Here is a 24,575-nt window from a genome sequence, read left to right on the forward strand (position 1 = left end):
GACCCCTTAGAAGTTTTGTTTGTTTTTGAACTGCTCATATTCATCACTGCCCTGTGGAGCCTGTGACTCTCCAGAAACATTGCCTGTATCTGGCTGGCTTCCACTCAGACCGTCACCACTAAACTGATTTGTGCTGGCGTTATCGTTACTGGCGAAAGCACCCTGCATAGCTGTGTCATCTGAAACCATCGGACCAGACTGACGCGCAGCTGTTTGCGCACGGATTTGAGAAGCAAGCTGACCACCTGCAGTCTGTGCAATAGTGTCTTTTGCCGCGCTGATTTTTGAGTCATGCTTGGCCGCATTGCGTGCGGCCATGCCGTCAGCCAAACTACTCGCCATGTGAGAAGCCATGCGGCCAGCTCGTGAGAAAGATGAAGCAAACCCCTGACTTCCTCCGCTGGAGCTACCTGAACTGCTTCCTGCAGACGAACCACCGGAACCGCCAGATGGTTGGCCTCCAGAAGTATCTACGGAACCGGTATCTTCCCCGCCGCCAAATCCTCCACCGGAACCGCTAGAACCGCCAGAACCTGATTCTTCGGCCATCGCCGCTTGTGCTGATTCAAACGCTGCTTTGAGTGCTGATGCGCCCCCGGCAGCGTTTGCTGCACCTGCCGCCGCCGCAGCGCCAGCTGTTGCTATTGCGGCTCCTGCTGCAGCTGCAGCCCCAATAAGTGCACCGGCACCAAAGCCACCAATGCCTTGCATTGAAGCACCGCCTACAATACTGCCAACCATAGGAGGAACTTTATTAACAAGAACCAAAAGAACAATTGAGGCTACAAGCATTACAAACATAGATTTCATTTGTACTGCGTCAGCGCCCATTGCCTGGTAATACTGGTCTATGAAGGATTTTCCAATACCAACAATTAGAACCATTGTGAACAGCTGCAGGGCAACTCCTAGAACTGTTTTGAAGTATGTAATGGCAATATCTGAAGTCCAACGAGACCCCCCAAAACCGAGTAAGAAAATACCGCCGTAACTTAAAATCCAACCGGTAATCAGCAGAAGAAGCATATTCACACCGACAAGTGCTAATACGCATAGAATAACTCCGGCTAAAATTAAGCCGACAGTGGAGTCTGCCGGGGACCAAATAGAAGACTGGTCAACGACTCTCGATACGATATCAAACCCTATATCTACAATGCCCGAAGGCGAGAATGATTTTGATAAACCAGAAGCATTAGCCGCGAGTTGACGTAATGAATCCTGAATATCTACCGATATTGCCGGGCCGTTTTTTAGCAGATAGAAGAAAAAACCTAACACAGCAAAGAAACGAACTACTTCCGCAAGAGCTGCCGATAATCCTTCGCCCTGCATTGCCATCATTGCGAATGTCCATACCATTGAAATTACCGCTAATGACCAAAATATCCAGGTCGCGTAATTTTGTATGGTTCCAGCCCAAGTGCTGGCAACATTTGCAAAGCGGTTAAGGATATCATCAAGCAACCCAGCACTATCTAATGGTGCAGCCTGTGCCTGTGTGCTGATTAATATCAGCAACACAGATAAGCAAGGATAAATTAGATGCCTGAATTTCATTCTGTCACCATTTCTTTTCGGGGCTTTTTGTAAATTCGCCTGATTTACCACACTGCGTTTTTTCCTGGTCAGTCATCTTTGATACTGACTTATTGCAATCAACCTGGTTGGGATCGGTTTTTTGGTCGCAAGCAGTGATAAAGAACGCCGACAGAATGAGTGGAATGATATATTTCATAGGAGTATCACCTTACCAAGATTGTGCGGGGCTTTTGGTATAAGTCCCTGCCCTAAAAGTTTCTGATGCAGCCGCTTGCTGGGCCTCTTTATCGGCTTGGGCCTGTGCCAGTGTTGCTGCAGCGTTTTGCTGGGCTACTAGGAGCGAGCGGATTTGCAGCAGCTGATTTGTTTGAGCACTGGCAAGCTGGTTAGCTGCCTGAATAGCTTCCATTTGCCCTTGCGCACCGGTTGCCTGAGTCTGCAAATCTGCCAGGTTATCAGCATCGCTTTGCAATGTTTCCTGCTGTTCGTCGAGAGCCTTAAACACAGCGTCGTTGGCCTTTTTACGTGCCTCAGAGCTGTTCTGTTCAGCTTTACGCAGTGCGCTGATTTCATCCGCAGTACATTCAACATTACTGTTAAAGCACGGTGATGAGCGGTAGTAATTCACGTCCTGATAGCGTTTCAGATATGAATCAAGACTCCCGGCCTGATTTTTGTAGTAATTAAGGGTGTCCTGCGCCTGCAACAATTTGTTGATGGTCGAATTGGCCTGATCCCAGATATAGGCAGCAGGTGCGACTGTATTTTTGAGCATATTTTCATACTGCTGCAGCTGCGTCTGGTACTGCTGGATCTGTTTTGCCACAGCCTGAACGTTGTTGACTGCGCTGATTGTGGTCTGCACCACATTTGTACCATCGATGACAGGGATACCGGCTTTCGCCGGTAATGCCATGATTGACGCCACGAAGGAAGCCAGTAACGCTTTTTTAGCGGCTAAAACGAAACGTGTACTCATCGTCTTGTCCTCTTAGTAATCAAATGCCTGATAAGGCTTTGTGAATGCCAGGTCTTTAGTGACCATGATATTGAAGCGATAACCCGGACGAATTTCGAGCGTAGGCGCGATATTCAGGTTTTTCTGTACAACCTGCGCAATGGCCTGACCGAATACCTGACCCAGCGCTGCACTCATTTCACTGCTCATGTTCGGAGCCTGATTCGAGTTGTTATTGTTCTGGTCGCGATCCTGAGAGTAAGCAATTGTCGCGGTGATACCTGACAGCAGCAGAGCGTTACCAAAGATACGGAAGTAATGGTTATTAACCTGATCACGGAAACCAGAATAACCCGCCATGTCTGCGCCCGGCATGGAGCCTAAATCAAGAGCTTTTCCGTCCGGGAATACCAGACGCTGCCAGGCAATCATGACCCCTTCCTGACCATAGGCAACATCGCTTGAATATGTACCTATCACGCGAGTTCCGTGAGGGATAAGAAGGTATTTGCCTGTTGCCGAGTCATAAACGTCCTGAGCAACCTGACCAACAATCTGCCCTGGAAGATCAGAGTTAATACCGCTAATCATGACGCCAGGAATGACCCAGCCCGCACGAAGTTCATACTGGCTGTGTGGTGCCGAAACTTTTTCATCCAGTAACCATCTGTCACCCTGCCCTTTCTTACCGAACTGGTTGATGTCATTTCGGGAAACGGAAGCACCACCCACTGATGCCAGCTGCATACCAGTATCGCTGCCGCTATCTGCGCCGCCATTCATAGAGGCCCGGATTCTCTGAACCTGAGCGTCATAACTTGCAGTAGCATCGCCAGCATTGTTCTGTTCCATCTGACGGCGAACGTTAGCGATTTCCTGCAGCATTTCATCGCGGGTTTGCGGTGTATTGCCTGCAGTGGTTGAACGCCCCAGCTGGTTAGGCAGGCTCACTTCCGTTTTAGCTTTTACGGCCTCAACAAAATCACGCATTTTATTGCGACGAATCTGGTCTGCTTCTGGATCATTCTGCCGTGGCGATTCCGACCGTTGCGGAACGGGTGGCTGATCTGGATCAGCCACTGGCGCAACGGGAACCCCTGTATAATCTGTGCTCGGTTTGGTTTTATCATCCTGTTTCGGAATCTCTGGCGGTGTTGCCGGTGCTTCAATAAGCCCGGAACTACCGCCTCCCATAACATCCATTGCCATTGCAGAGGTATCACGGCTGCTGCCGCGTTGAACAGTCGTTTCTGCCGTATCAGACGCGCCCTGGTTGGCACGTTTATTCGCGACGTATGCAACGACAAGGCAGAATGCAGCCACACAGCCTATAGCAATGTACATCGGTCTTTTGTTAACGCGGCGTACACCGGTTTTGTTAGCAACGCCCGGAGAAGCGTCGGGGGACATTTTATCTTGGTCAGCCATCCTTTATTCCTCGCGAGTCCATGGGCCTGCCGGGTATGCTTTGCCATCTGTTGCCAGAGCGAAACCACGGCTTAACGTGACGCCACCAACATACGTTGTGACCTGGTAGAGGTTAGGCGCGACGGTGTTCACGACATAACCAAGAGTGGTCCCTGAATTTGCCAGGGCGCTCTGTGGCTTACCGTCTTTCGTGAACTCGATAACGGCATAACCCCGCGACCGAAGACGTTGAACAAGTGCCGAACCGAACTGATCTTTGGCAGGCTGTTTCATCGTGAACGTAGTACGTCCCGGAGGATACAGCGCTGCCAGATGCGCAACGGTGTTATCTGCCATGCTCGTAGAGGCGAACATATTGGCATTTGAATAGTTGCCATAACCGGAAGAGACACAGCCAGTCATTAACAGGCTCGCGGCCAGCACCATAGCAGAGGTTAATTTCATTGCTGCTTTCATTATTAGCCCCTTGTGATAGTCACTTTTTCCTGGCTCGAACCGACGCCAATTACCAGATATGCCTTGTCAAACAGGCCATCGACAATCGTTCTGTCTCCCTGAGTACGCAGGTTTACCTGCTGTGTTTCGTCTTTAGAGAACAGCCCACCTTCTTTACGCACAACCAGAAGGATTGGGGTTTCGCCAGAAGAAATCGTTTTAGGGAACTGGATAATGGTTTTGACGCCATCGTTATATACACGTACCGGTTTCCAGCTGGCAGAACCGTTGATTTCGTAGTTGAAGTCCAGATTCCCCAGGTATTCACCTGTTTGAGGAATTGTGTTGTCACGCAGATGCTTGGCTTCACGCGTCCGAATGGCATCCCATTTAGCCTGCGCGTCTTCCGGGTAGGTAAATGACACATACGGCATAAATTTGGTGCGGCTGGTTTTAACTCGCATACGATAAGTGCGGCGGTCAGTCGTCACTACCAAAGAGGTATCAAGGCCCACATCAAGCGGTTTGATGATCAGATGCAGCTGCTGCGCGGCACCAGAACCGGTGATTGAAGGAGATACCGTTACGCGTGGATCACCAACGTCGATATTGTTGACGTTTTCTCCGGGCTGCAAAGCCACATCGCACAGCTGCAGTACGGCACAGACAATCTGCGTCTGGCCCGTTGTATACACGTAACTGATTGCACCGTCCGGCCCTGCAAATGGTTTACTGGTTACGCTGCCAGCACCGGTCTGCCATTTCTGGCCGATACCAATAGCTGCTCGTTCCTGCGGTGTGAGTGATGGCTCATTGTTAGAGAAATATTGGTCGGCCAGCGGATCACTACCGGGAGCCGCATTAGCCAGAAGCGGTAAGCTCAAAATTAACGCTGAGATAATTGACTTTTTCATGTGTCGGCCCCGAATTTACAGTTGTTTTGACCAGTTAAAATCTTTAATGAAAATACGATGTGGGTTCATCACATCATTGTTTTCGTTAATTTTTGCGTTCAGATTAGTGTTCTGATAAACGTTGACCAGTGCTCGCATACGGACCGGTGGGTTTTTTAACGTACCGTCGCGGTTACGTGTTGTCTCAATCCAGTCAACCTGCCAGGTATCTGGCGTTTGCTGCAGTACGGAAATCAGCTCATTGCTGACCATTTCCGTTTTTGCACGGGTGAAAGGATTACGTTCTTTCGAACCATTCAGATATTCATTCGCTTTTGTTGTGGCGGGATCATCCGGGAACAAAAACGCGTAGGTGCGCAATACAGACTTACGCTGTAGTTCACCATCTGGCGTAACCGTTCTGATGTGATCGATAAAGTTCCATACAGCGGTGCGATAGTCGTCGATCTTGGCTGGAGGCAAGCGGTCTGCTCTTGTCAGGCTGACGTAGTTACCTGCCTTGTCCTGTTCATAAACCATCGGGACAGTTTTCGACTGGCTCCCGATGTAAGTAATCCCCCCCACAGCGGCCAGACCGATAAGCAGACCCGCAACACCAATGAAAATACCCAGCGCCCCGAACTGCTGCACATGGCCCATGTGGATATTCCATGAACGACGTGCATTGAGATACGGATTAGGGCTATCGGGCTGAGGGGTTTTTTTACCGTTAAAAAGTTTCATGCAGCGACCTCATACTCATAATCATTCAAGTCCAGACCCTTAGTGCGTAGCCATTCATCTACCCAGCCATCACCGTATGTTTCGGACAGTTGTTTAACTGCATCGATTGAATCGGGATCAGTAGCTCCCACAAATGCCAGCGCAAGCGGCCCCAGCGCGAGCTGATACAGGCGGCGGCCTTCGTCGGATACGTAGTAGTAATCGCGTTTTGGTACGGCAGACGCGATGATTTCAATCTGACGGCGATTAAGCCCCATATTGATATACAGAGGCATGGATTCTTCCTGCAGGGCGTGGCTGTTTGGTAGGAAGATTCGGCAGGCAGTAGACTCAATAATGACATCGAGAATGCCAGAGTTGGCCGCATCACTAAGCTGTTGAGTTGCCATAAGAACAGAGCAGTTTTTCTTCGCCATGGATTTAAGCCAGTCGCGGATTTTGCCCCTGAATTCTGGATGACCCAGCATAAGCCAGGCCTCATCAAGGATGATGAGTGTAGGGCGACCATCCAGAGATTCTTCAATGCGACGGAAGAGATAGAGCAGCACCGGCAGCGCGTATTTCTGATCCATGTTCATGAGGTGTTCAATCTCAAAGGTCATGAAGTCAGCAATATCAAGGCCATCTTCTTCTGCATCGAGCAGATGCCCCATGTTGCCATCAATGGTGTATTGCTTGAGCGCCTCACGAACGACATTGTTCTGTACCGTGACCGTAAATTCAGACAGGGTTTTCGAATGAGTCTCAGACATACTCTTAATGGCGTCAGCAATCGCGTTTCGCATCGGTGAATCAACCTTAACCCCGTTCAGGATCAGAATGGCTTCAATCCATTCCATCGCCCATGTACGGCGGGTAGGAGTATCCAGTCGTGATAAGGGAGCAAATGCCAGCTGGTTATCATCACCGGCAATCGTGAAATGTTTCCCGCCTACGCCCTTGCAGGTGGCAAGCATCGACAGGCCTTTGTCGAAAGTGAAAATTCGCGAGTCAGCATAACGTCGCCACTGCATAGCGATTAACGCCAGATGGGTAGATTTACCGGCACGGCTTGGTCCGAACATGAAAGCGTGGCCGAGGTCACGAACATGCAGATTAAGTCGGAATGGCGTATTCCCTGACGTAACACAGTGTGTTAACGGCGGTGCGCCTACTTCGAACATCGGACTTGGGGCTTTGTTTTCGCCCGGCCAGATAGTGCTGGTCGGCATCAGATCGGCAAGGTTAAGGGTATTTACCAGCGGGCGCCGCACATTTTCAACACCGTGGCCCGGTAAGGAACCAAAGTAGGCATCCATCGTGTTAACGGTTTCAATTCGTGCGGCGAAGCCGGTTTTGTTAACAGCCTTGCGCATAAACTCTGCTGCTGCTTCGACCTTCTGACGGTCCTCATTCATCAGGACAATAACACTGGTGATGTAACCCTGGCTGACCAAACCGGAGTTAGTCTCTGCAATAGCAGAAGACGCATCGTTGACCATAGACAGTGCGTCTTCATCAACGTAGCCGTTATTGGTATTGAACAGCTGAGACATAAAACCGCGTACTTTCTGTTTCCACTTCCTGCGGAATGCCGTCAGCTTTGAAATGGCTTCGTGAGCATCGAGGAAAATAAAGCGCGTTGACCAGCGGTATTCACATGGCTGTTCGGCCAGCTTACTGAGAATGCCCGGATAAGATTCAGACGGGTAGCCTTCAATCGCCACAACCTGAATAAAGTTTTTCCCGATACGCGGCGTGATGCCAGGAATAAGCTCCTGACCTCCAATGAGGCTATCCAGGTAAATAGGATTATTTGGCAGGCGTATAGGATGTTGCAGGCCCGTAATGCAATACTGCAGGTACTCCAGCTGCTGATCCATCGTTGCAACGGAGCCGTCTTCCTGCACGACTTTCACGCCGTTCAGCCGTTCAATCGAAACAGCCTCTGAAAGATTTGCCTGAATTATGCTGATTTCATGCTTAAATTTTTCGATGAGATTAAGCGTAGCGTCTTTATCAGTAGAGGCTTCGCGATCATCATCAAACATCAATTCAGTGAATTTACTTTCTGCCAGCGCAGGCGGGAACCAGGTGAAGGTAACGATAAAGCACCCTTCATACAGTTGCCCCATCTTTTCAAACAGACGGCGACGTTCTTCATCGATGGCAGCGGAAACACGGTCGGGAAAGTGCGAAGCGTTTCGGTCACTGTATGACGGAGCCGGACTACGAATTGCATCAACGTGCATCATCCAGCCGTTGCCGAGTCTGCCAATCGCTTTATTAATGCGAAATGAGACAAGCTCTCTTTCCTGATCGGTCGAACTCGTGTTGTCAGCACCTTTAAAAAAGAATGACGCCATAAAGGAACCGTTCTTACATACGATCACGCCATCATCAACAACAGCGGCGTACATAAGCATGTCGGCTACAGCTTCATCCTCCGAGCGATTTTTTTTAAGGTGATATTCCTTCACCATACGCAAATAGAAAGCCAGCATCATGCCAAGCAAGATCAGACCTATCAGCGCAACTAAGACAGGAATTACGGTATTCATTTTTTCACCCTTTCATAACGTTTGCCTTGGGTTCCTGTATTTTTGCGGAACGGCGTAGCGCGGGGCGCATAATACGGCTGGCTGTATTTGAGGCTACGCAAATAAACTTGGCGTAACATCGGATCTGATTTAGCCATTTTCCTTAACAGGAAAAGTGCTCCCGCCCAAATCACGATGCCTACACCGGCAGCGATCCAGTCTTGTGATGTAAAGATAAGGACCGCTGCCAGCAGGATTGAAAACATAACCAATTCACGGTCCCCGCCCATGAAGAGGTTCGTTCTTGAAGCCGCCCTACGAATGGGGATCGTGCGTAATGCCATGGTTATGCCACTCCCCCTGTTTTAGAGCTGGTCAGCATTGCTGCCAGTTCTGCACCCTGCCCGGTGATTGCAGACAACGTGTTTTGAGCCGCAACCAGGAAGCTAAGAACAAGAACGATGAAAATCAGGGTACGAAGGAACCCGTTCATATCACCGCCGAAGATCAACATCGCGCCTGCACCGACCAGGCCGATAATGGAAGCGGTATATGCAAATGGTCCTGTAACAGAAGTACGGATGTTGGTCATCCAGTCATCGAACGGCAGGCCACCGCCAGATGTGTTTGACGCCAGAGCAGGTTCAGCTGCCATGAAAAACAGCATCGCGCCCAAAAATGCAATAAAGGCGTGTTTGCTGAGGTTGAAGTGGGAAAGACCTGTTTTCATTAAATAACCCCTTACTAAGGTTGTTCTGGAACGATTTGAATAAGGTTGAGCTTTATGGCCTGCCCGTTGGCCTGAGTTTCGTTGCTGTGTGTGGTAGATATGTCCTCCATTTTTTAAGCTGCAATGAGCTGGGAAATATATTCCCCGTTTTCATAACCCTGAATCTCGCGGATTTCTTTAATCCGGCGACCCTCAGTAGTTTTAGAAATCTGGACGATCACGTTGACCGCTTCGCCAATTACCGGCTCAATTTCTCGCGGAGCAAACGGGTTACGTGAGATCAGTGAACGCAGACGCGTGAGAGCAGAAAGCGTGTTGTTGGCGTGAAGTGAGGCCGCGCCGCCCTCATGCCCGGTGTTCCAGGCGTCAAGCATATCGAGGGCTTCCGGGCCGCGTGTTTCACCTACGAAAATACGGTCAGGTCTCATACGCAGGATCAGGCGAAGAATGTCTGTCATGGTGACGTCAACGGTGGTGTGATACTGAACAAAATTTTGCGCGGCGCACTGCAGTTCGCCCGTATCTTCGATAATGCAGATACGCTCGTCTGGAAACTGACGAACTATTTCAGCAATGATGGCGTTTAACAGCGTTGTTTTCCCTGAACCAGTACCACCAATAACCAGAATATTTTTATGCGCGGCAATTGCGCGACAAATAAAATCAGCCTGCGCCCTGGTCATTACGCCTTTATCTACATATTCATCCAGAAGGAAAATGCGTGAGGCTTTCTTACGAATAGCAAAGGTTGGACCTGCAACCAGTGGCGGCAGCTGGCCCGCAAAACGGGAACCATCAATAGGGAGTTCACATTCAAGAAATGGCGATTTGTGATCGATAATCTTTTTGTGAAAGCCCGCGATAGTTTGAAGAATGGTTTTTGAACGTTGTACAGGCACTGTTCCCATGCAGAACATAGGCTGACCGAATTTCTCACGCCACAGCTTGCCATCCGGGTTGAGCATGATTTCCAGCGTTTCAGGATCTTCCAACGCTTCCATCAAACTTGGCCCCATGTCCCTTTTGAGCTTTTCTATCGCTCTTAAATCAACGGAATCTACAGCGTCCATAATTCCTCTTTTTCTTTACACAGCTTTTACAATAGAAATTACGGCAAACGATATACCGAAACAAACTTGCAAGCAAGAGTTAATCCAGCATTAAAGCGAAATTATTGGTGGTTCGAAGACGGGGAAAGGGGATGTTTTTTAGCGGCTAAAATCTGCATCCCTGCAGAACCATCCTTTTTCTGGCGTTAACTGTCTTTCTTTTCCTGCATTTTTTCCAGCATTGCCTTTGCTTCCTGCCCTAACTTTTGGCGAGCCTGATCACTCCACATACGTACCCGAAAGGCTTGCTGTTCGGAAAGTATGACGGACACTCTTACATAGCCAGGGGGAAGGCTCTTAACAGGTTTTCCATCAGCCATCAGCATAAGGCTGTGTTCATCAAGATCAGTTGTTTCAAGGAGAACAGGAAGGGCTACATCGAGGGCATTAGCAATGGATTCCATCACCCTTAAAGATGGGTTCGCTTTTCCATTTGTTAGGTCCGACAAAAAAGAGATTGAAACCCCAGCCTTTTGGGAAAGCTCCTGCTTTGTCATGCCTCTTTCTTCAAGCAGTCTGAGGATGTTAGTAAAAAAAATTAGGTTGTACACGATACGCTTACGCCTCGATGTAAATTTTAGCGGCTAAAATGTTGACCGAATCAAATTGTTTAGCTAAACTCTATATTCCCTAGTCACAGAGATAGAGATCTGCATATGAAAAATCTTAATCGTTTTCAGTTTATCGGAAATCTAACAAAAGACACAGAGTTACGGTATACAGCAAAAAGCACACCGATCGCAATTTTCGATATAGCGGTTAACGGGAGCTATAAAGAACAGGAAAGCGGTGAAGTCAAGGAATATACTGACTTTTTCCGTATCAAGGTATGGGGTAAGGCTGCAGAAAACGCTGCAAAGTTCCTGGGGAAAGGCTCACAGGTCTTTGTTGAAGGTTCTATGCGTAACACTCAGTATGAATCGAACGGCCAAAAAGTGTATGGCATTGATTACATTGCTGAGAATATTCAGTATTTAAATACAAAATCCCCGGCAAGCAGTCCTGCAGCTGCTGGTAATGAAAACTGATTGCTGATGCAACATGGGATAGAATGAAAGGCCCGCTATGGGCCTTTTCTCAATTCGCAGATAAAGCGGCTGAGGCTTTTATGACAGATAACAAAACACATTCAGAACTCGATAAGCTGAAAGAGGCTGCACTGGCCCAGCGTAAAAAAACTATCGACGAAAAGAATACACAAAAGCAGCTGACGCTTTTCGATATTGCTCCATGGCCTGATTCCATGCGAGCACTACCTAACGACTATGCGCGATCTGCGCTCTTTACTGTTAAAAATAAGCGTCAGCCCCGCGAAGCTCTGCAAAAAAAAGAAATTTATCATATCAATAAGGACGTGCGTATCACGTATACCGGACTTGAGCTAAGGGCCGATGATGACGAGTTGGTATGGCAGCAGGTTCTAGAGTACGCCAAAAGGAAACCCATGGGAGAACCCATTACTTTCACTTTTTATGAACTCTGTCAGGATTTAGGATGGTCTTACAACGGGCGTTACATCAGTAAAGCTGAGGAGTGTCTTACCCGGCTCCAGGCAACGGCCATGCAGTTCATTTCTGATCGCGTCGGGCAATTGGAGTCGGTTTCTCTAATAGGGCGATTTCGCGTTATTGAGCGCGGTACGCGGTTATCGCGCTGTGAAGTGATGATTGATAAGGAAATGGTTTTACTCTTTGCCGGGGACCATTATTCGAAATTTGTTTGGGAAAAATATCGCAAGCTCTCCCCCACCGCTCGCCGCTTGTTTGACTACTTTGGTTCCCACCGCGAACCCTACCCTATGAAACTGGATACCTTCAAGCTGATGTGCGGTTCTGATTCAGATCGCATTAAAAAGTGGCGCGAACAGGTGAATAAAGCCTGCGTTGAACTTAAAGAAAGCGGCCTCATTCACAGTGCCTGGGTAGATAAAGATCGTATCTACTGTAAGCGAAGCACTGACGAGCCTAAATCAGATGGCGACACTTGAGGGGCAACATTACGACACTTGAGGGGCGAGTTATTACCGCCCTTTTTTTTTGCCGTAAGTTTAGCTACCAAAAAAAATGTTTAGCTGTACATAGCTTAATCACTTTCTCAAATCATCCCCCGTTTCTGTGGATAACCTTGTTTATAAACCGGTAAAGATATGACATATGAGGGGCGGAATTACGACATTTGAGGGGCGTCATGGTGACATATGAGGGGCGATTTCATGACACTTGAGGGGCTGCTTTATGACATATGAGGGGCGATTTCATGACACTTGAGGGGCTACTTTATGACATATGAGGGGCGCATGTGGATATTTTTCCCCTTAATAATCATTGTTTTAATTGAGTTTTGCACACCCCTCTAACCAGATCTTTAACCAATCTTTTAACCGATCCTTTAACCACTTTTAACCAAAAAAATTAACCTTATTTTTAACCGCGTCTAACGACGCCCCCGAAGGGGGGAAACCCCCCTTCTCAATCCCTCCCGGCCGCAAGCGGCCTCCCATCCCCCCAGGGGCAAGCCCCTCGACCGCAAGCGGTCTTCACCCCAAAGATGACTCACTCGCTTCGCGAGCTTAGGCCGCTTCGCTCTGCCAGAGATAAATCTCTGGCGCAGCCGCACTAACCAACGTGCAAAACATTTAGCCCTTAAAGGATTTCTGCTCCGGGCCTTAACAAGGCCCAAAGCAGAAACCTTAACGGATGATGTAACTACTTAATAACTCACTCGCTACGCGAGCATAGGCCGCTTCGCTCTCGGCAAAGTACCTTTGCCGGGCATAGATACTCGCTAGAGATACCAAGCACACTTCGAAATACTGAATGCGCTACAGAACCGGAGGGTTTACGCCAGAAAGAAGGGCTTTAAAGGGATCGTCTTAGGATCGTTATGCGAAATTGGATCTTTTGCGGATGTTCCAAATTAGTTACTCCATGTTCCATTTTGGTTGCATGAGCCGCATTTGATGATATAATGAGCACTCAATAATATGATGGAGCGCTGGAATGATTGGTAGCTTTAAGGACGGCCAGAACGGTGAGCTTGCAGCGTTCTACGTGCATGGGACACGGAGCGCACAGATACCGGCCATCATTGAAAAGCCGCTTCGCCGTAAGCTGTCTCTTCTGGCCGCTGCCAGCAGTGAGAAGTCATTGTTCTCGCCGCCCGGTAATAATTATGAACGCTTGCAGGGTAATCTCGCTGGATGGTCAAGCATTCGGGTGAGCATTCAGTGGCGTCTAATCTTTCGCTGGCGCGATGGCCATGCTTACGACATTTATCTCGACCACATAAGTACCGCTAGGGGGGAATATGGATACGATCACCGCAGAACCAACCACTGTAGGCGAAATGCTGTCAGAAGAGTTTTTAAAGCCGCTGAACATCACCCAGGCAGAGCTGGCGCTGGTAATGGGTGTGTCCCGCAAAGTTATCGGCCAGATAATCAATAATAGCCGCCGTATCAGCGTAGCAGAAGCCTCACAGCTGGCCGTATTGTTCCAGACTGATGAAGACTTCTGGATTAACTTGCAGGCCGCTCATGACCGTTGGGAGAGCCGGAATATTATAGCGAATAACCATTTCCGCCCTATTCAGGATCTGCTAGCGGAGGCAGGCTGATGATAAATTACGTAGAAATAGCCCGGAGCTGGCGATTACAGAACCCGGAACATGCCGATAGCGGCATAGTGCTGATCTGGAATGATGCGGTTTACGGCTGGAAAAACTGTCTGCGTGACCCTCAACATGAAAGGCCTGGTGCAATAGCTATTGATTCCAGTGGGCATATTTTTATTGCCGAAGGCGGTAACGAGTATGATGGCGCGAAGTGTTGGGTAGTTTTGGAAAATCAGAAGGAACTTATATGAATGATAATGCGCATTTTGAAACGGTATTTTCTACATTTCCGCTATTTTATTTTGCAATGGTTGTTGCTGGTTTGTCGTATATAACTTTTGCAGTAATGATGAATTTAATCAAGCGTTATCAGTTTTTAAAGAAAGTTTTAGATGGTAAGTATGATCTACCTGAAAATGGTGATAATGAAGAAGAGGTCTGGAAGAAGGAACCATTTTTAAGTTTTATAAAATGGGACAGAAAACGCTGCATTATCCAGTCAATAGCATCTGCTGTTTTCTTTGTTTTGATTATTGCATCATTTATTTATTATCTGCTTGAGGTGGGGACAAAAAAGGATTTATATTTGTTTGTGTTTTCTTTTTCATTACTTGCATGTTTTCACAATTTAATAAAGTCTATTCATTTAATGATTGACGCCAAGAAAATGAATAAAGATCTCAAAGAGAATATAAGTGCTGATTTGTTTAATTCACACTTCACAAAATTTATTAAAGCAGAAGGTATTTATTTATACTGTTCTCTATTTTTTGATATTGCATGTATCATTGTTATTGGGTGGTTTCTATATTCAGAATTGGTCGTGAAATAGAATAAAACACTTCACATTATAGGACAAAATGTCCTATAATGTTTGTGAAGGCCGGGTAAGTCACTCAGGTCAATTACCGGAGAACTCCGATGAAAGATGTACTTAAGAACCTCCCTCCCCTTGTCGATACTGTAACTGTTAAGGTTGCTAACGTTACTAAGTACGACGAGCACCAGGTAGAAATTCGCGAGGCTGATACCAATCTTCTTATCTGGCGCGCATGGGATTTTGAACCGGACTTTGAATATAATTTCAAGCAGCAGCTGCAGCGCTTCATTAAAAACTGATTTGCAAACTGGCCCGCATAGCGGGCCTTCTCTAATATATTCAGCTCTTAAATTAAAAAGGAAAAATGATGACAAAAAAAATTGGCCCAACCGTTCTTTAACGATCTCGTCACGCGCCTTGTCGGTGGTGATGCGATAGATGCAGATACAATGCTGAGACTTGCTAAGGAATACAATATTGACGTACTACGCGTACCAGAAATAGCCCGTTTCCTTAGCAATTGGGGGCTTGATGAATAAGTAAGCAGTTTTGATATAAGCAATAAAAATGGTTTTATTAAGTGTTGAGGTATAGGACAAAATGTCCTATACTGTTTGTGAAGACCGGGTAAGTCACTCAGGTCAACTACCGGAGAACTCCGATGAATAATGAAGTTATCGTTACTGCTCGTAAACTTACAGATTGTGAAGAACGCCTGATGTTTATGCCGAAATTTTTCGGTCAATACTGGCATTTTGTGGAAAACCACACTTATAACTGGATGCGTAAATTAAGTCCTGAAAATAAAAGCCGATATTTAAGTAGTGCGCTGGATAAAATTGAAGCCCATTACGATGGTGGTGAGTGGGATTTTTATGAACTTTCAAATGGTGGTTATTTTATGGCACCAAACAGCCGTGAACATTACCGTATTTCTGTCCAGGGTAATTACTTTGACGGTTTGTTAAGCGCAGAAGCTGCAGGTATGGTGGCAACCAGTTTTGTGCTGGCCCAGCTTGCTAATTCTAATCTGCCATTTTCAGAAAGATGCAGTGCTTATTATCATCAGCTGTTTGATTACGCCAGCGGGCATCAAGAATATGCGCTGTTCCGTGCGGCCATCGATTAAGTGAGTCTTTATCCCCTGCTCTGCAGGGGATTTTTCAGGGGTTTAATATGTCCAAACATTATCCTGGCGATGACTCTCGCGATCAGCAAATGGAAGCTATTGCGCAGCAGCTGCCGGACGACCATCGCATTCTGGACGCGGCGTACTCAGCGCTAATTGATTTGAATAAAGCCTGTATGACCGGTGATCCGCAACAGCGTCATGATGCTGTGTACCGGTTTGAAGCCTGTATCTGGAAAATGAACGGTAAAACCTTCTTTGGGTGTAATGCCGGTGAACATGAAGCGGCTCATGTTATCAGTGAATATTGCCGTGCTGATGACGGTAGCGTTCCTATGTGGGGCCAGCACGGTGATTTTATCATCGAAAGTTTCAGTGGTATGCGAGCAAGGGTTAAGGTCGAAGCCGGATGTATGATGGGGTATCTTTCCACCTCGTTTCATGCCGTTGATTTAGGCGCTCCCTTTGTATCCGAAACAGGGTATCGTTCGCATTTTGTTAGGCTTTCAGAAGTCAGACCTGGAGAAACCGTTGATGCACATGTATCCCGCGTATTTCAAAGCCTGATTGACGCCAGAAAGAAACCTGCTTTTATCGCTGCTGATTCCCGTGACAGGCTGGCATCTGAGCCTTTGCCTGATTGGTTAAAATCCCTTTCGCCTCCCCCTGACAGAACGCCTCTAACGCTCCCTGACGGCTTTGTTAGGGTTGAGGCGTTATTACCCGCCTCTAAAGCATTTATCGCCCGTAAATGGGCTATAGCAGCCCAGGAACGCATTACAGCTGTTATGCAGAGAGAACGGGAGGCTGAAAGAGAAGCTATGAGGGCCGAAAGCGAACGGCGCAAGCAGCTGGCAAAGGAACGTCCCAAAGAATACAAAGATAGGATGATTACCGTTGAGCGCTACAAGGAATTTTACGTTGGTGCTCGATGTGAAATCGTGAGTGTGCATCATCCGGTGTTTGCTAAAAATATTGGCACTATTGTAAAAATCGTTACGATATACGATTCAGGATGCGTGGAGGCGCATGAAGATAAGCCTATACGTTATCGAATCAACCGTCGCGGAACTCAGGTAGTGGATTTTGACCCTACTTGCGTTCGTACTTTTTACAATGTTGATCAACTGAAATTACTGGAAGACAACAAAACAGGTGAATCGTGAATGCAAACTAAACCCTACCCTGTCTCAATCAGGTCAGAATGTTTTTTACCCTTTGGTGCGGGATGGGTTTGTCCGACGCCAGAAGAAATTCGTACTTTGATGCAGATAGCAGAGCTAACAGGAAGCAAAGCAGCCACACTGACCGGACTGAAAGACAGTCGAACCGTCAGGCGCTGGATTGGGGGAGATACCCCCATTCCTTTTTCGGCCTGGGCTATCCTGGTTGAATATGCCGGATTGGGTAAAATCTGGAAGGTGTGAAAAGAATTTTAGCCGCTAAAATTGCAGGATAGGACAAAATGTCCTATAATATTTGTGAAGGCCGGGTAAATCACTCAGGTCAGCAGCCGGAGAATTCCGATGAAAAATACACTTATCCATACTCACTGCAAGCGTTGCGGCTGCAGTCTCACCATGCTTAAACATAGCGTTTTTGGTGCAAATTCATTAAAGGCTGAATTAGGCCAAATTTGTGCTGAATGTCTTACGCCAGAAGAAAATCAACGTATCAGTAAAGAAATCATGGAGCTTGCTGTTCGGCGCGTATGCCAGCCAACATTAACGCTTCATCGCAGAGGACACTAGCTAACCGGTTCAGTGTCTGAATCCAGCAGGAGGCCAGTATGACCAATGTCGTTAAATTTCCTCGTCAAGAGGACAGTAAACCGCAGCAGGGCCAGCCGGTCGAGAAGGCTGCCGGTCAAACATCAGGGAGTGCCATGCGTAATATCATGCATGGAGTCATTGGTGCGGTGTACATGGTGCTGGTCATTCTATGGATTCCTGTTCGCTTCCTGCTGATCGCGAACGTTGTCATTCAGTTTTTCAAAATGATGTTTAAATGGAGTGATGGCCCGTTTGCTGCAGCCTGGCCGTTTGTGATCAGTTTCTTTGTACTGGCAGCCCTGACTTACATTATGGCTACATGGAAGCCCAAAGCGCCGTAATACTAATCAGCTGTCATTTATGCTGGGGACACAAAATGATTTATGCAGGTGTTTTGAAGCCGTTTGTGGGAGCTATCAGCGTCGGCTTTTTGATTTCGCTTATCATTGTAATTTGGTTAATGTGGCGTTATCGCAAGTGGGGTAAGGATCGGTTTCTTACTGAGAGTCTGGTGATATTGGTTGTATTTATTGCTAGTTTAATCACGGTGTTTCTGTTACCAACTTACAACGATGAAGACGTGAAATATGGCGAGAAGCTATCCAGCTGCAGGATGATTGAAGAAAATGCCTACAATGGTTCTTTTAATGAAAATGTCAATAAAATCAATTGCGATGGCGTGATCACAAATATTCCTGTCAGTACGTACCAAAAAATGATTTACGCATATCAGGAAAAGAATAAAGGAGGTTAGCTTTGGCCGGAACTTCATTCAGACTCAGAAGGTTTATTGTAGGTAATGCTGTATGTCGGTTTCTTTTGCAGAGACAATTTTATGTGTTCCTGACGTGGGGAGTGATCACCTTCTTGCAGGCTGTTCTCTTCGCATTAGCCGGTGAATACAGGTATTCCCTGATTTTCCTTTTTGTGTCTGCTCTTACTCCTGGTCTGGCCCCGAACGACAGCTTTGCCGAACCCTTAAAGAGCAAGAACGCGGCGATACGCGCCCTGGCTACGTATGGAAGTCGCCATTACAGGAAATGTCGTTTACTGTGCCTGTTGGCAGTCATATTGATGATGGTGAGCATCATAAAATAAACCGGCTAAGCCGGTTTTTTTTTACTCATTTCTTGCCATCACCTTTTTGTTTAGCTAAACTTCTGTATAGCTAAACACGGAGGGCGTTATGACAAAGATTTTAACTACCGCAGAACACAATCAAGCGACAGCTGATCTCGCCACATTAACCGCTATCGTTGAGAACTACGCAGTTACTCACCCCAAGAAACATGGCTGGAGTACCCTGGGCGCATTTTGTATGCCTGCAGTTTTCGTCCTTGTTGTTGGATACCACACCATGACGGATATTGATCCACTGACTGGCGCAGTATTCTCATTGATTGGATGTGTCATGTTGTATGGCGCTGTAGGGGCTGCAGGTTATCTCCAGGGAAAATGGCATAACGATGAACTTGATATGTCAGATCTTCATAAAATTCGTGCTTTTTCTCCATTTGTGAAACAGCTGATCACTAACGGCATGGCAAAGAATAACGGTCTGCTGACTTATACCCTGCTTGAAAGCCTGCTCTGTGAAATCGAGTTCGCGCTGAAAGAAGATGACCTGCGTTTCAATATAAATAAGCAACTTAATGTGTAGTTGCGATTTTAGCGGCTAAAAAGATTGTACAAATCATTTTGTTTAGCTAAACTAAATCAAAATGTAAGACAGAGGCTATTATGACCGGTGCAGGAAATATCGAGGTTCCAACCAAGGAACGACTGAAAGAGGTCATTTTACCGACCTTATTCAGCGATGCAAATGCGATAAGCAGATATGGCGAATCGGAAATTTCTTCTAATGCTATGGACCGCTACTCGTCGCTTATGGAAAAGTCAGCTGTCTCCGCATTATCCGGCTCAATAAGCCAAATAGTTAATGCGCTGGCTGAGGCCGATCCCCGGACCATTGCTAGAAAACCATCATGGTTTTCCCGTTTCTCAGGTACACATCTTGAAAAAAAGGTTCGTTATCAAAAAGCTCGCATGAATGTTGAGTCTTTAATTGGTGAAGGGAAAAGTTTCATGGAGCACGTATACGAAATGCTTCATGCGCTTGAAGATCTCATGGTGATTCATCATCAGGAAATTGAAAGGCTCAAAGTTTACATTGACGCCGGAAGGGAATATTTACGCGAAGTACCAGAAGAACCGAAAGCCGACGACCTGAATATTGTCTTTGATAAGCCGCGTGAACGATTTGCCAGGAAAATCGCAAACCTTGCTACGTTGCTTGCTTCGCATGAAATGAGCGTCACGCAAATGAAAATTACCCGCGCTCAGTGCATTGATATTCTGGACCGTTTCAACGAAACCGTGAATGTCCTGGTTCCTGTCTGGCGACAACATACCCTGTCGCTAATCACGACAACAAACATGGACCCGGATATGGTCAGTAAAGCTACCCAGGCACACCAGGCGCTTATGAAAAGTCTGCATAAGAGTTTAGAGGGGATTGATAAATGAATACTCAAACTGCCACCAATACAGCAATTACGCCGTATGTCATTAATGCAACCGAACTGGAAAAGTTTGGTTTACGCCAGGAAGATGAATCTGAGATTCAGGCTGTTGCCGAGCGTATTGATGCCAGCAACCCGGACACGGTGTATCAGTTTGGCCGTGATGTTGCGGAAAATACTGCAGCTTATGCAGATAGCCTTTTGGAACAGATCAGAAATAAAGATCTGGATGACGCTGGCTCTAAGCTGACGGAAGTCGTCAACCTGGCCCGCAGCGTGAATGTTTCTAACCTGACGGAAAGCCGTTCTAACCTGCCGGTCATCGGTCCGATTATCAATAAAATTCGCACACGGGGTAAAAATTTCGCGGCACAGTTTGATTCTACCCGCGAGCAGATAGATGCGCTGGTATCTGAGGTGTCTATTACGCAGCGTAGCCTGGCTGCTAATAACGGTGCATTGCAGCAGATGTTTGAAGAGGTGGTAAAAGAACATCACCTTCTTGGCGTCCACATTGCCGCAGGCAAGGTCCGTCTTTCGCAGCTGCAGCTGCAGGCTGAGAAGCTAAGAGCGAGTGTCGGAAATAACCCTGCCTCTTTCCAGGAAGTAGCCGATCTCGATACGCTGATTTCTAATCTGGATAAGCGAATCGGAGATTTGATCGTGTCTCAGCAGTCAGCCATGCAGGTTCTGCCGATGATTCGTATCATCCAGGCGAATAATCAGAACCTTGTTGATAAATTTCATAGCGTTAAAGAAACAACGGTCCCAAACTTTAAGAGACAATTCCTGTTGGCTATTTCCCTGAATGGTCAGCGTAATGCTGTTAACCTGGCGAATGATATTGATAACGCCAATAACGAACTCCTTCGCAGTAACGCAAAACTGCTGCACCGGAATGCGGTTGAAACGATGCGCGCTAATCAGCGGCTTGTAATCGACGTCAGTACGCTTAAAGAGGTACAGGATACGCTGATCCAGACTGTCGGTGACGTTATTAAGATTCAACGTGAGGGGGCGACAAAACTCCGTGAGACTGAAAAGCAGGTGTTAACCATGCGTGAAAATCTCAGGGCCAGACTGACTCAGAAAGGGATCACTCAGGAGGTTTAAGATGGTTAAGAATGACAGTATCGGGCAGGAGGTATCTGCCCTTGATAAACGTACCCGCACTATCAGCAGAAGCGGTATCGTTTTACTTATCTCAGGGCTGGTAACACTGGTCGTTGCGGGAGTAGGCTATGCCATTTCGCGTTTGTTAAGTCCGGGTATTAATGATTTTATGATAGATGTACCGGGGCTATTGTTACCTTCTGCCGGTCATGGAGAAGCAAGTGATGTGTTCTCATCTGCAATGCCATTCACATCAGCGTTCTCAGGCTATCTTTCATCGCCACTGTTCACCGCTATCCCGGTGGCGATTGTTCTTGTGTACGTTGCTTTTAAGGTGTTTGACGGGGAAGGTGTAACGTCCGTTCTTCCTCTATTGGGAATCCTTCCCGTCATCTTCGGAGCCAAGATGATATTGAGTACGTTAACTGAAACGCCAGAAGATGATTCCTCTTCGCCGACAGAAGTAGTCAGGCAGCTTATCAAGGATGATAAGCCAGCAGAGCTTGTTACCTATCTTGAAAAAATCAGCGGCCAGACTCCAGAAACCGCCAAGTTACTTGATTACGTCAAAGCGCAGGCCAGTATCCGTGAAAACAAACCCGATATCGATCTGGTCAGGAAGGTTGTAGCCGACTATCAACGTAATCCAGCTGAGCCTGTCCCTGCTGATGTCAGATACGGGCTTGAAATGACTGCTTTTAAGGAAACAATCACGCCACCGGCTACCCGTTATGCGCAGGGAAAACTGAAAAAGGCACGTTTCTTTACCTCTGTTTCATCTGCAGGATTTTCGATTAGTGGGATTCTTGTTCTCCTCGGAGGCATGTTATTCCTGTGGGGGGCGCAGATGAAAAAACGAGTAGCTTTCATCAAAGATGTTGCACTGAAATAACCCGGTTTTCCGGGTTTTTCGTTATATCCATTATAAAATGGATTTTAGCGGCTAAAATGATTGACCTGCAAACTCAGTTTAGCTAAACTGTGTTTGCGGTGTCATTGAGGCGTCCAGTCAAAGACGTTGAATTTGGAAGTAAATTTTATGACGACTGTTAATAGTAATGACCCGCACGTTGCCAAAACTGGCGATGAAAAAAGTGAAAAAAAACGCCTGACTAATGAGGTATTTGCAAGAGTTACCCGAAGCCTGAATGTTGGTAAGCAAACGCTTGATATCGCTTACGGCGTACTGGTTGAAGGGAGGCCGCAGAAATATTTTGTTGAAACGCTGGGTATTTCTCGCGGGGCTGTTTCTCAGGCAGTTAACAGAGTGTGGGATGCCTATAAACAAGAAGTACCTGACGGCTTTGTGCGTATTGAAGTGGTGTTACCGGAGCGGCAGGCTTTCATTGTTAAAAAGTGGGCTGACGAGGCAAAACGTAAACAGGAAGAATAGCGATGGCTATGAAAGTATTGGTTACAGCAAATCAAAAAGGTGGTGTTGGCAAGACTTCCACCCTGGTTCATCTGGCATTTGATTTTTCAGAACGAGGCAAGCGGGTTGCTGTAATCGATATGGATACCCAGGGCAACGCCTCTTTTACCCTGAAACAGTTCTCGTCCGGCATTAAAGCGAATGAAATGTGGGGCGAGATCGAGCCAACTCGCTTTACCCAAATGCCTGAGAGCGGAATTTCTCTCATTGAGTCAGATATTCAGCTGGCAAACGTAGAAAAATTAAATCTGCCCGAAATGGTGAAGCAGTTCCGCCATAACCTGCAGCAGCTGGCCGACAGTGGCTTTGACGTCTGCCTGATTGATACTGCGCCTACGGTTAACAATGCGCTTATCGTTGCGCTGGCGAGCGCTGATTTTGTGGTATGCCCTATTGAGCTTGAGGTGTACTCCATTCAGGGTATTAAAAAAATGCTGACCACCTTCACCCAGGTGAAACGCAAAATGAACAGCAAGCTGGAATTTATTGGTATGGTTCCAAGTAAGGTAGATGGCCGCAATCCTCGCCATGTAAACCACCTGCAGGAGCTGCAGACGGCCTACCCTACGTTAATGGTTCCTGTGTCTGTCGGGTTGCGAAGCAGCATTGCTGATGCACTGGCTTCACATGTCCCTGTCTGGAAAATCAAGAAGACAGCAGCACGTAAAGCCAGCCAGGAAATGAGAGCACTGGCCGATCATGTTTTTACTAAGATGGAGATTGCATAATGACTAAAAAAAATTCTTCCGGCCTTGGCCTTGATACCGTTGGTGATCTCTCCGACTTTCTTGATGCGTCTGCAGGTGCTGAGGGTAAACCACTGATGCTGGACGTTGACGCGATTGATCCCGATCCTGAACAGCCGCGTAAGCAGGACAACCCAGGATTCTCAGAGGAATCCATTAAGGAGCTGGCTGATACCATTAAAGCGCGTGGCGTGAAAATGCCTGTCTCCGTTCGTGAGAACCCGGAGCAAGCGGGGCGCTATATCATTAACCATGGAGAACGTCGCTGGCGAGCCAGTAAAGTAGCCGGGAAGAAACAAATTCCCGCTTTTATCGATAATGACTATAGCGACGATGATCAGGTCATTGAGAACATCCAGCGTAATGACCTGACGGCGCGTGAAATTGCCGTACACATTGGCCGCAAACTGGCTGAGGGAGTATCAAAATCTCAGATTGCTAAAAGGCTTGGCAAGTCGCCAGCGTTCGTAACCCAACACGCCGCGTTGCTGGACCTGCCGGATTGTATAGCAGATGCTTTTAATAAAGGCTCAATCCGTGATGTTACCGTAGTTAATGAGCTGGTAACGGCTTACAAGCAAGACCCGGAAGAAGTTCAAAAACTGCTTGAAGAGAACGAGGGTGAAGACATTACCCGTAGTGCGGTGAAAGTTTTCCGTGAGTTCCTGGACGAAAAAGAATCCAGCAAGCGTGATCCAGACACCATTGACGCCTTCAATGGCCGTACCGATTCGGAAGCCGCCGAGGATGATACGGACGGCCACGATGATAACGATGTGACCGATAAGGTCCGTAAGACGCCAGAAAAGGAAACCGATCCTGATAAATTCAAAAAGGCTATTGTTATCGTTGAGTACCTGGGGGAGCAGGGCCGCCTTATCCTGACCAAGCGGCCAAGTGAAGAAGGGCTTGCCTGGATTAAGTTTGATTCAACTGGTGTAGAAGAAGAGCTAAATCTCGAAAACGTGAAAATAATTTGCCTTATTGAAGGATAAAAGGTATCAATTTCCGCTCAGAATCCCGCAGTCGCGGGATTTTTTTTTAAGTATTTTGCAGTATTGCATGATTTTA

Annotated in this window: 33 protein-coding genes; 21 read left to right on the plus strand and 12 right to left on the minus strand. The window is 47.1% G+C overall.

Translation table 11 applies throughout. The features are described 5' to 3' along the window. Window positions 1-6: 6 nt before the first annotated feature. The 12 genes from trbL to O1721_RS26030 all read right to left on the minus strand — a co-directional run bounded on the left by trbL (window position 7) and on the right by O1721_RS26030 (window position 10,909). Window positions 7-1,560 carry a P-type conjugative transfer protein TrbL gene (gene trbL, locus O1721_RS25975; protein WP_050563829.1) on the minus strand — a complete coding sequence of 518 codons (1,554 nt, stop codon included), beginning with the start codon at window positions 1,558-1,560 and terminating at the stop codon, window positions 7-9. 4 nt (window positions 1,561-1,564) lie between these two features. Then, entirely contained in the window at window positions 1,565-1,738 is a 174-nt protein-coding gene (trbK, locus tag O1721_RS25980) for an entry exclusion lipoprotein TrbK (RefSeq protein ID WP_003019629.1), read from the minus strand. 12 nt (window positions 1,739-1,750) lie between these two features. Continuing rightward, the gene (gene trbJ / locus O1721_RS25985) at window positions 1,751-2,521 is read right to left on the minus strand and encodes a P-type conjugative transfer protein TrbJ (RefSeq protein WP_004196177.1); all 771 of its coding nucleotides are present in this window, start codon (window positions 2,519-2,521) and stop codon (window positions 1,751-1,753) included. Between the two features lie 12 nt (window positions 2,522-2,533). Further along, complete coding sequence (locus O1721_RS25990) at window positions 2,534-3,928, minus strand: TrbI/VirB10 family protein (RefSeq protein WP_024252958.1); 1,395 nt, start codon at window positions 3,926-3,928, stop codon at window positions 2,534-2,536. A gap of 3 nt (window positions 3,929-3,931) precedes the next feature. Further along, a complete protein-coding gene (locus tag O1721_RS25995) occupies window positions 3,932-4,384 on the minus strand; it encodes a conjugal transfer protein TrbH (protein WP_032194780.1) in 453 nt (150 codons plus the stop codon). 2 nt (window positions 4,385-4,386) lie between these two features. After that, a complete protein-coding gene (gene trbG / locus O1721_RS26000) occupies window positions 4,387-5,277 on the minus strand; it encodes a P-type conjugative transfer protein TrbG (protein WP_024252960.1) in 891 nt (296 codons plus the stop codon). A gap of 15 nt (window positions 5,278-5,292) precedes the next feature. Continuing rightward, entirely contained in the window at window positions 5,293-6,000 is a 708-nt protein-coding gene (locus O1721_RS26005; protein ID WP_024252961.1) for a VirB8/TrbF family protein, read from the minus strand. After that, the gene (locus O1721_RS26010) at window positions 5,997-8,540 is read right to left on the minus strand and encodes a VirB4 family type IV secretion/conjugal transfer ATPase (protein WP_065809913.1); all 2,544 of its coding nucleotides are present in this window, start codon (window positions 8,538-8,540) and stop codon (window positions 5,997-5,999) included. The genes O1721_RS26005 and O1721_RS26010 overlap by 4 nt, the downstream gene beginning before the upstream one ends. Continuing rightward, window positions 8,537-8,863, minus strand: a complete 327-nt coding sequence (locus O1721_RS26015; RefSeq protein WP_003019648.1) for a conjugal transfer protein TrbD — start codon at window positions 8,861-8,863, stop codon at window positions 8,537-8,539. Before O1721_RS26015 ends, O1721_RS26010 begins: the two co-directional genes overlap by 4 nt. Before the next feature lie 2 nt (window positions 8,864-8,865). Next, on the minus strand, window positions 8,866-9,249 hold the full coding sequence (locus tag O1721_RS26020; RefSeq protein WP_003019650.1) for a TrbC/VirB2 family protein: 384 nt from the start codon (window positions 9,247-9,249) through the stop codon (window positions 8,866-8,868). A gap of 113 nt (window positions 9,250-9,362) precedes the next feature. Then, on the minus strand, window positions 9,363-10,250 hold the full coding sequence (gene trbB, locus O1721_RS26025) for a P-type conjugative transfer ATPase TrbB (RefSeq protein ID WP_003019652.1): 888 nt from the start codon (window positions 10,248-10,250) through the stop codon (window positions 9,363-9,365). Between the two features lie 254 nt (window positions 10,251-10,504). Further along, complete coding sequence (locus O1721_RS26030; RefSeq protein ID WP_003019654.1) at window positions 10,505-10,909, minus strand: transcriptional regulator; 405 nt, start codon at window positions 10,907-10,909, stop codon at window positions 10,505-10,507. Between the two features lie 105 nt (window positions 10,910-11,014). Here O1721_RS26030 and O1721_RS26035 point away from each other — a divergent pair, with 105 nt between their 5' ends. The 21 genes from O1721_RS26035 (at window position 11,015) to O1721_RS26135 (ending at window position 24,499) form a co-directional block, all read left to right on the plus strand. Beyond that, window positions 11,015-11,386 carry a single-stranded DNA-binding protein gene (locus O1721_RS26035; RefSeq protein ID WP_004196205.1) on the plus strand — a complete coding sequence of 124 codons (372 nt, stop codon included), beginning with the start codon at window positions 11,015-11,017 and terminating at the stop codon, window positions 11,384-11,386. 80 nt (window positions 11,387-11,466) lie between these two features. After that, complete coding sequence (trfA, locus tag O1721_RS26040) at window positions 11,467-12,345, plus strand: plasmid replication initiator TrfA (RefSeq protein ID WP_032194784.1); 879 nt, start codon at window positions 11,467-11,469, stop codon at window positions 12,343-12,345. A gap of 1,012 nt (window positions 12,346-13,357) precedes the next feature. After that, on the plus strand, window positions 13,358-13,804 hold the full coding sequence (locus O1721_RS26045) for a type II toxin-antitoxin system RelE/ParE family toxin (RefSeq protein WP_479954024.1): 447 nt from the start codon (window positions 13,358-13,360) through the stop codon (window positions 13,802-13,804). After that, a complete protein-coding gene (locus O1721_RS26050; RefSeq protein ID WP_105166474.1) occupies window positions 13,704-13,973 on the plus strand; it encodes a HigA family addiction module antitoxin in 270 nt (89 codons plus the stop codon). The genes O1721_RS26045 and O1721_RS26050 overlap by 101 nt, the downstream gene beginning before the upstream one ends. Next, window positions 13,973-14,221 carry an antirestriction protein ArdR gene (locus tag O1721_RS26055; protein WP_024252919.1) on the plus strand — a complete coding sequence of 83 codons (249 nt, stop codon included), beginning with the start codon at window positions 13,973-13,975 and terminating at the stop codon, window positions 14,219-14,221. Before O1721_RS26050 ends, O1721_RS26055 begins: the two co-directional genes overlap by 1 nt. After that, the gene (locus O1721_RS26060; RefSeq protein ID WP_065809912.1) at window positions 14,218-14,802 is read left to right on the plus strand and encodes a hypothetical protein; all 585 of its coding nucleotides are present in this window, start codon (window positions 14,218-14,220) and stop codon (window positions 14,800-14,802) included. Before O1721_RS26055 ends, O1721_RS26060 begins: the two co-directional genes overlap by 4 nt. Before the next feature lie 89 nt (window positions 14,803-14,891). Continuing rightward, window positions 14,892-15,089: a DUF905 family protein gene (locus tag O1721_RS26065; protein ID WP_065809911.1), complete on the plus strand. Its 198-nt coding sequence runs from the start codon at window positions 14,892-14,894 to the stop codon at window positions 15,087-15,089. An 81-nt stretch (window positions 15,090-15,170) separates the two neighbouring features. Beyond that, window positions 15,171-15,329 carry a DUF2543 family protein gene (locus O1721_RS26070; protein WP_113501113.1) on the plus strand — a complete coding sequence of 53 codons (159 nt, stop codon included), beginning with the start codon at window positions 15,171-15,173 and terminating at the stop codon, window positions 15,327-15,329. A 122-nt stretch (window positions 15,330-15,451) separates the two neighbouring features. Next, a complete protein-coding gene (locus tag O1721_RS26075; RefSeq protein WP_479954027.1) occupies window positions 15,452-15,919 on the plus strand; it encodes an antirestriction protein in 468 nt (155 codons plus the stop codon). 47 nt (window positions 15,920-15,966) lie between these two features. Then, complete coding sequence (locus tag O1721_RS26080; RefSeq protein WP_024269745.1) at window positions 15,967-17,085, plus strand: hypothetical protein; 1,119 nt, start codon at window positions 15,967-15,969, stop codon at window positions 17,083-17,085. Further along, window positions 17,086-17,346: a KorC protein gene (locus tag O1721_RS26085; RefSeq protein WP_003019685.1), complete on the plus strand. Its 261-nt coding sequence runs from the start codon at window positions 17,086-17,088 to the stop codon at window positions 17,344-17,346. 99 nt (window positions 17,347-17,445) lie between these two features. Next, window positions 17,446-17,670, plus strand: coding sequence for a DUF2688 domain-containing protein (locus O1721_RS26090; RefSeq protein ID WP_003019687.1), 225 nt, complete (start codon window positions 17,446-17,448; stop codon window positions 17,668-17,670). Window positions 17,671-17,708: 38 nt separating this feature from the next. Beyond that, window positions 17,709-18,032, plus strand: coding sequence for a KleE stable inheritance protein (gene kleE / locus O1721_RS26095; protein WP_024252924.1), 324 nt, complete (start codon window positions 17,709-17,711; stop codon window positions 18,030-18,032). 35 nt (window positions 18,033-18,067) lie between these two features. Beyond that, window positions 18,068-18,445 (plus strand): hypothetical protein, encoded by a 378-nt coding sequence (locus tag O1721_RS26100; protein ID WP_032310206.1) that lies wholly within the window; start codon window positions 18,068-18,070, stop codon window positions 18,443-18,445. A 432-nt stretch (window positions 18,446-18,877) separates the two neighbouring features. Further along, a complete protein-coding gene (locus O1721_RS26105; RefSeq protein ID WP_024252927.1) occupies window positions 18,878-19,351 on the plus strand; it encodes a hypothetical protein in 474 nt (157 codons plus the stop codon). 80 nt (window positions 19,352-19,431) lie between these two features. Then, window positions 19,432-20,217 (plus strand): toxic anion resistance protein, encoded by a 786-nt coding sequence (locus tag O1721_RS26110; protein WP_024252928.1) that lies wholly within the window; start codon window positions 19,432-19,434, stop codon window positions 20,215-20,217. Continuing rightward, on the plus strand, window positions 20,214-21,326 hold the full coding sequence (locus O1721_RS26115; RefSeq protein WP_003019716.1) for a toxic anion resistance protein: 1,113 nt from the start codon (window positions 20,214-20,216) through the stop codon (window positions 21,324-21,326). Before O1721_RS26110 ends, O1721_RS26115 begins: the two co-directional genes overlap by 4 nt. Window position 21,327: 1 nt before the next feature. Then, window positions 21,328-22,218 (plus strand): hypothetical protein, encoded by an 891-nt coding sequence (locus O1721_RS26120; protein WP_024252929.1) that lies wholly within the window; start codon window positions 21,328-21,330, stop codon window positions 22,216-22,218. A gap of 147 nt (window positions 22,219-22,365) precedes the next feature. Continuing rightward, the gene (locus O1721_RS26125) at window positions 22,366-22,719 is read left to right on the plus strand and encodes a TrfB-related DNA-binding protein (RefSeq protein WP_024252930.1); all 354 of its coding nucleotides are present in this window, start codon (window positions 22,366-22,368) and stop codon (window positions 22,717-22,719) included. An 8-nt stretch (window positions 22,720-22,727) separates the two neighbouring features. Continuing rightward, window positions 22,728-23,486, plus strand: coding sequence for a ParA family protein (locus tag O1721_RS26130; protein WP_024189760.1), 759 nt, complete (start codon window positions 22,728-22,730; stop codon window positions 23,484-23,486). Next, on the plus strand, window positions 23,486-24,499 hold the full coding sequence (locus O1721_RS26135; RefSeq protein ID WP_000162907.1) for a transcriptional repressor gene korB: 1,014 nt from the start codon (window positions 23,486-23,488) through the stop codon (window positions 24,497-24,499). The genes O1721_RS26130 and O1721_RS26135 overlap by 1 nt, the downstream gene beginning before the upstream one ends. The last annotated feature ends 76 nt before the right edge of the window (window positions 24,500-24,575 follow it).

It is taken from the genome of Enterobacter cloacae complex sp. HYC033_NIDB, from assembly GCF_056673335.1.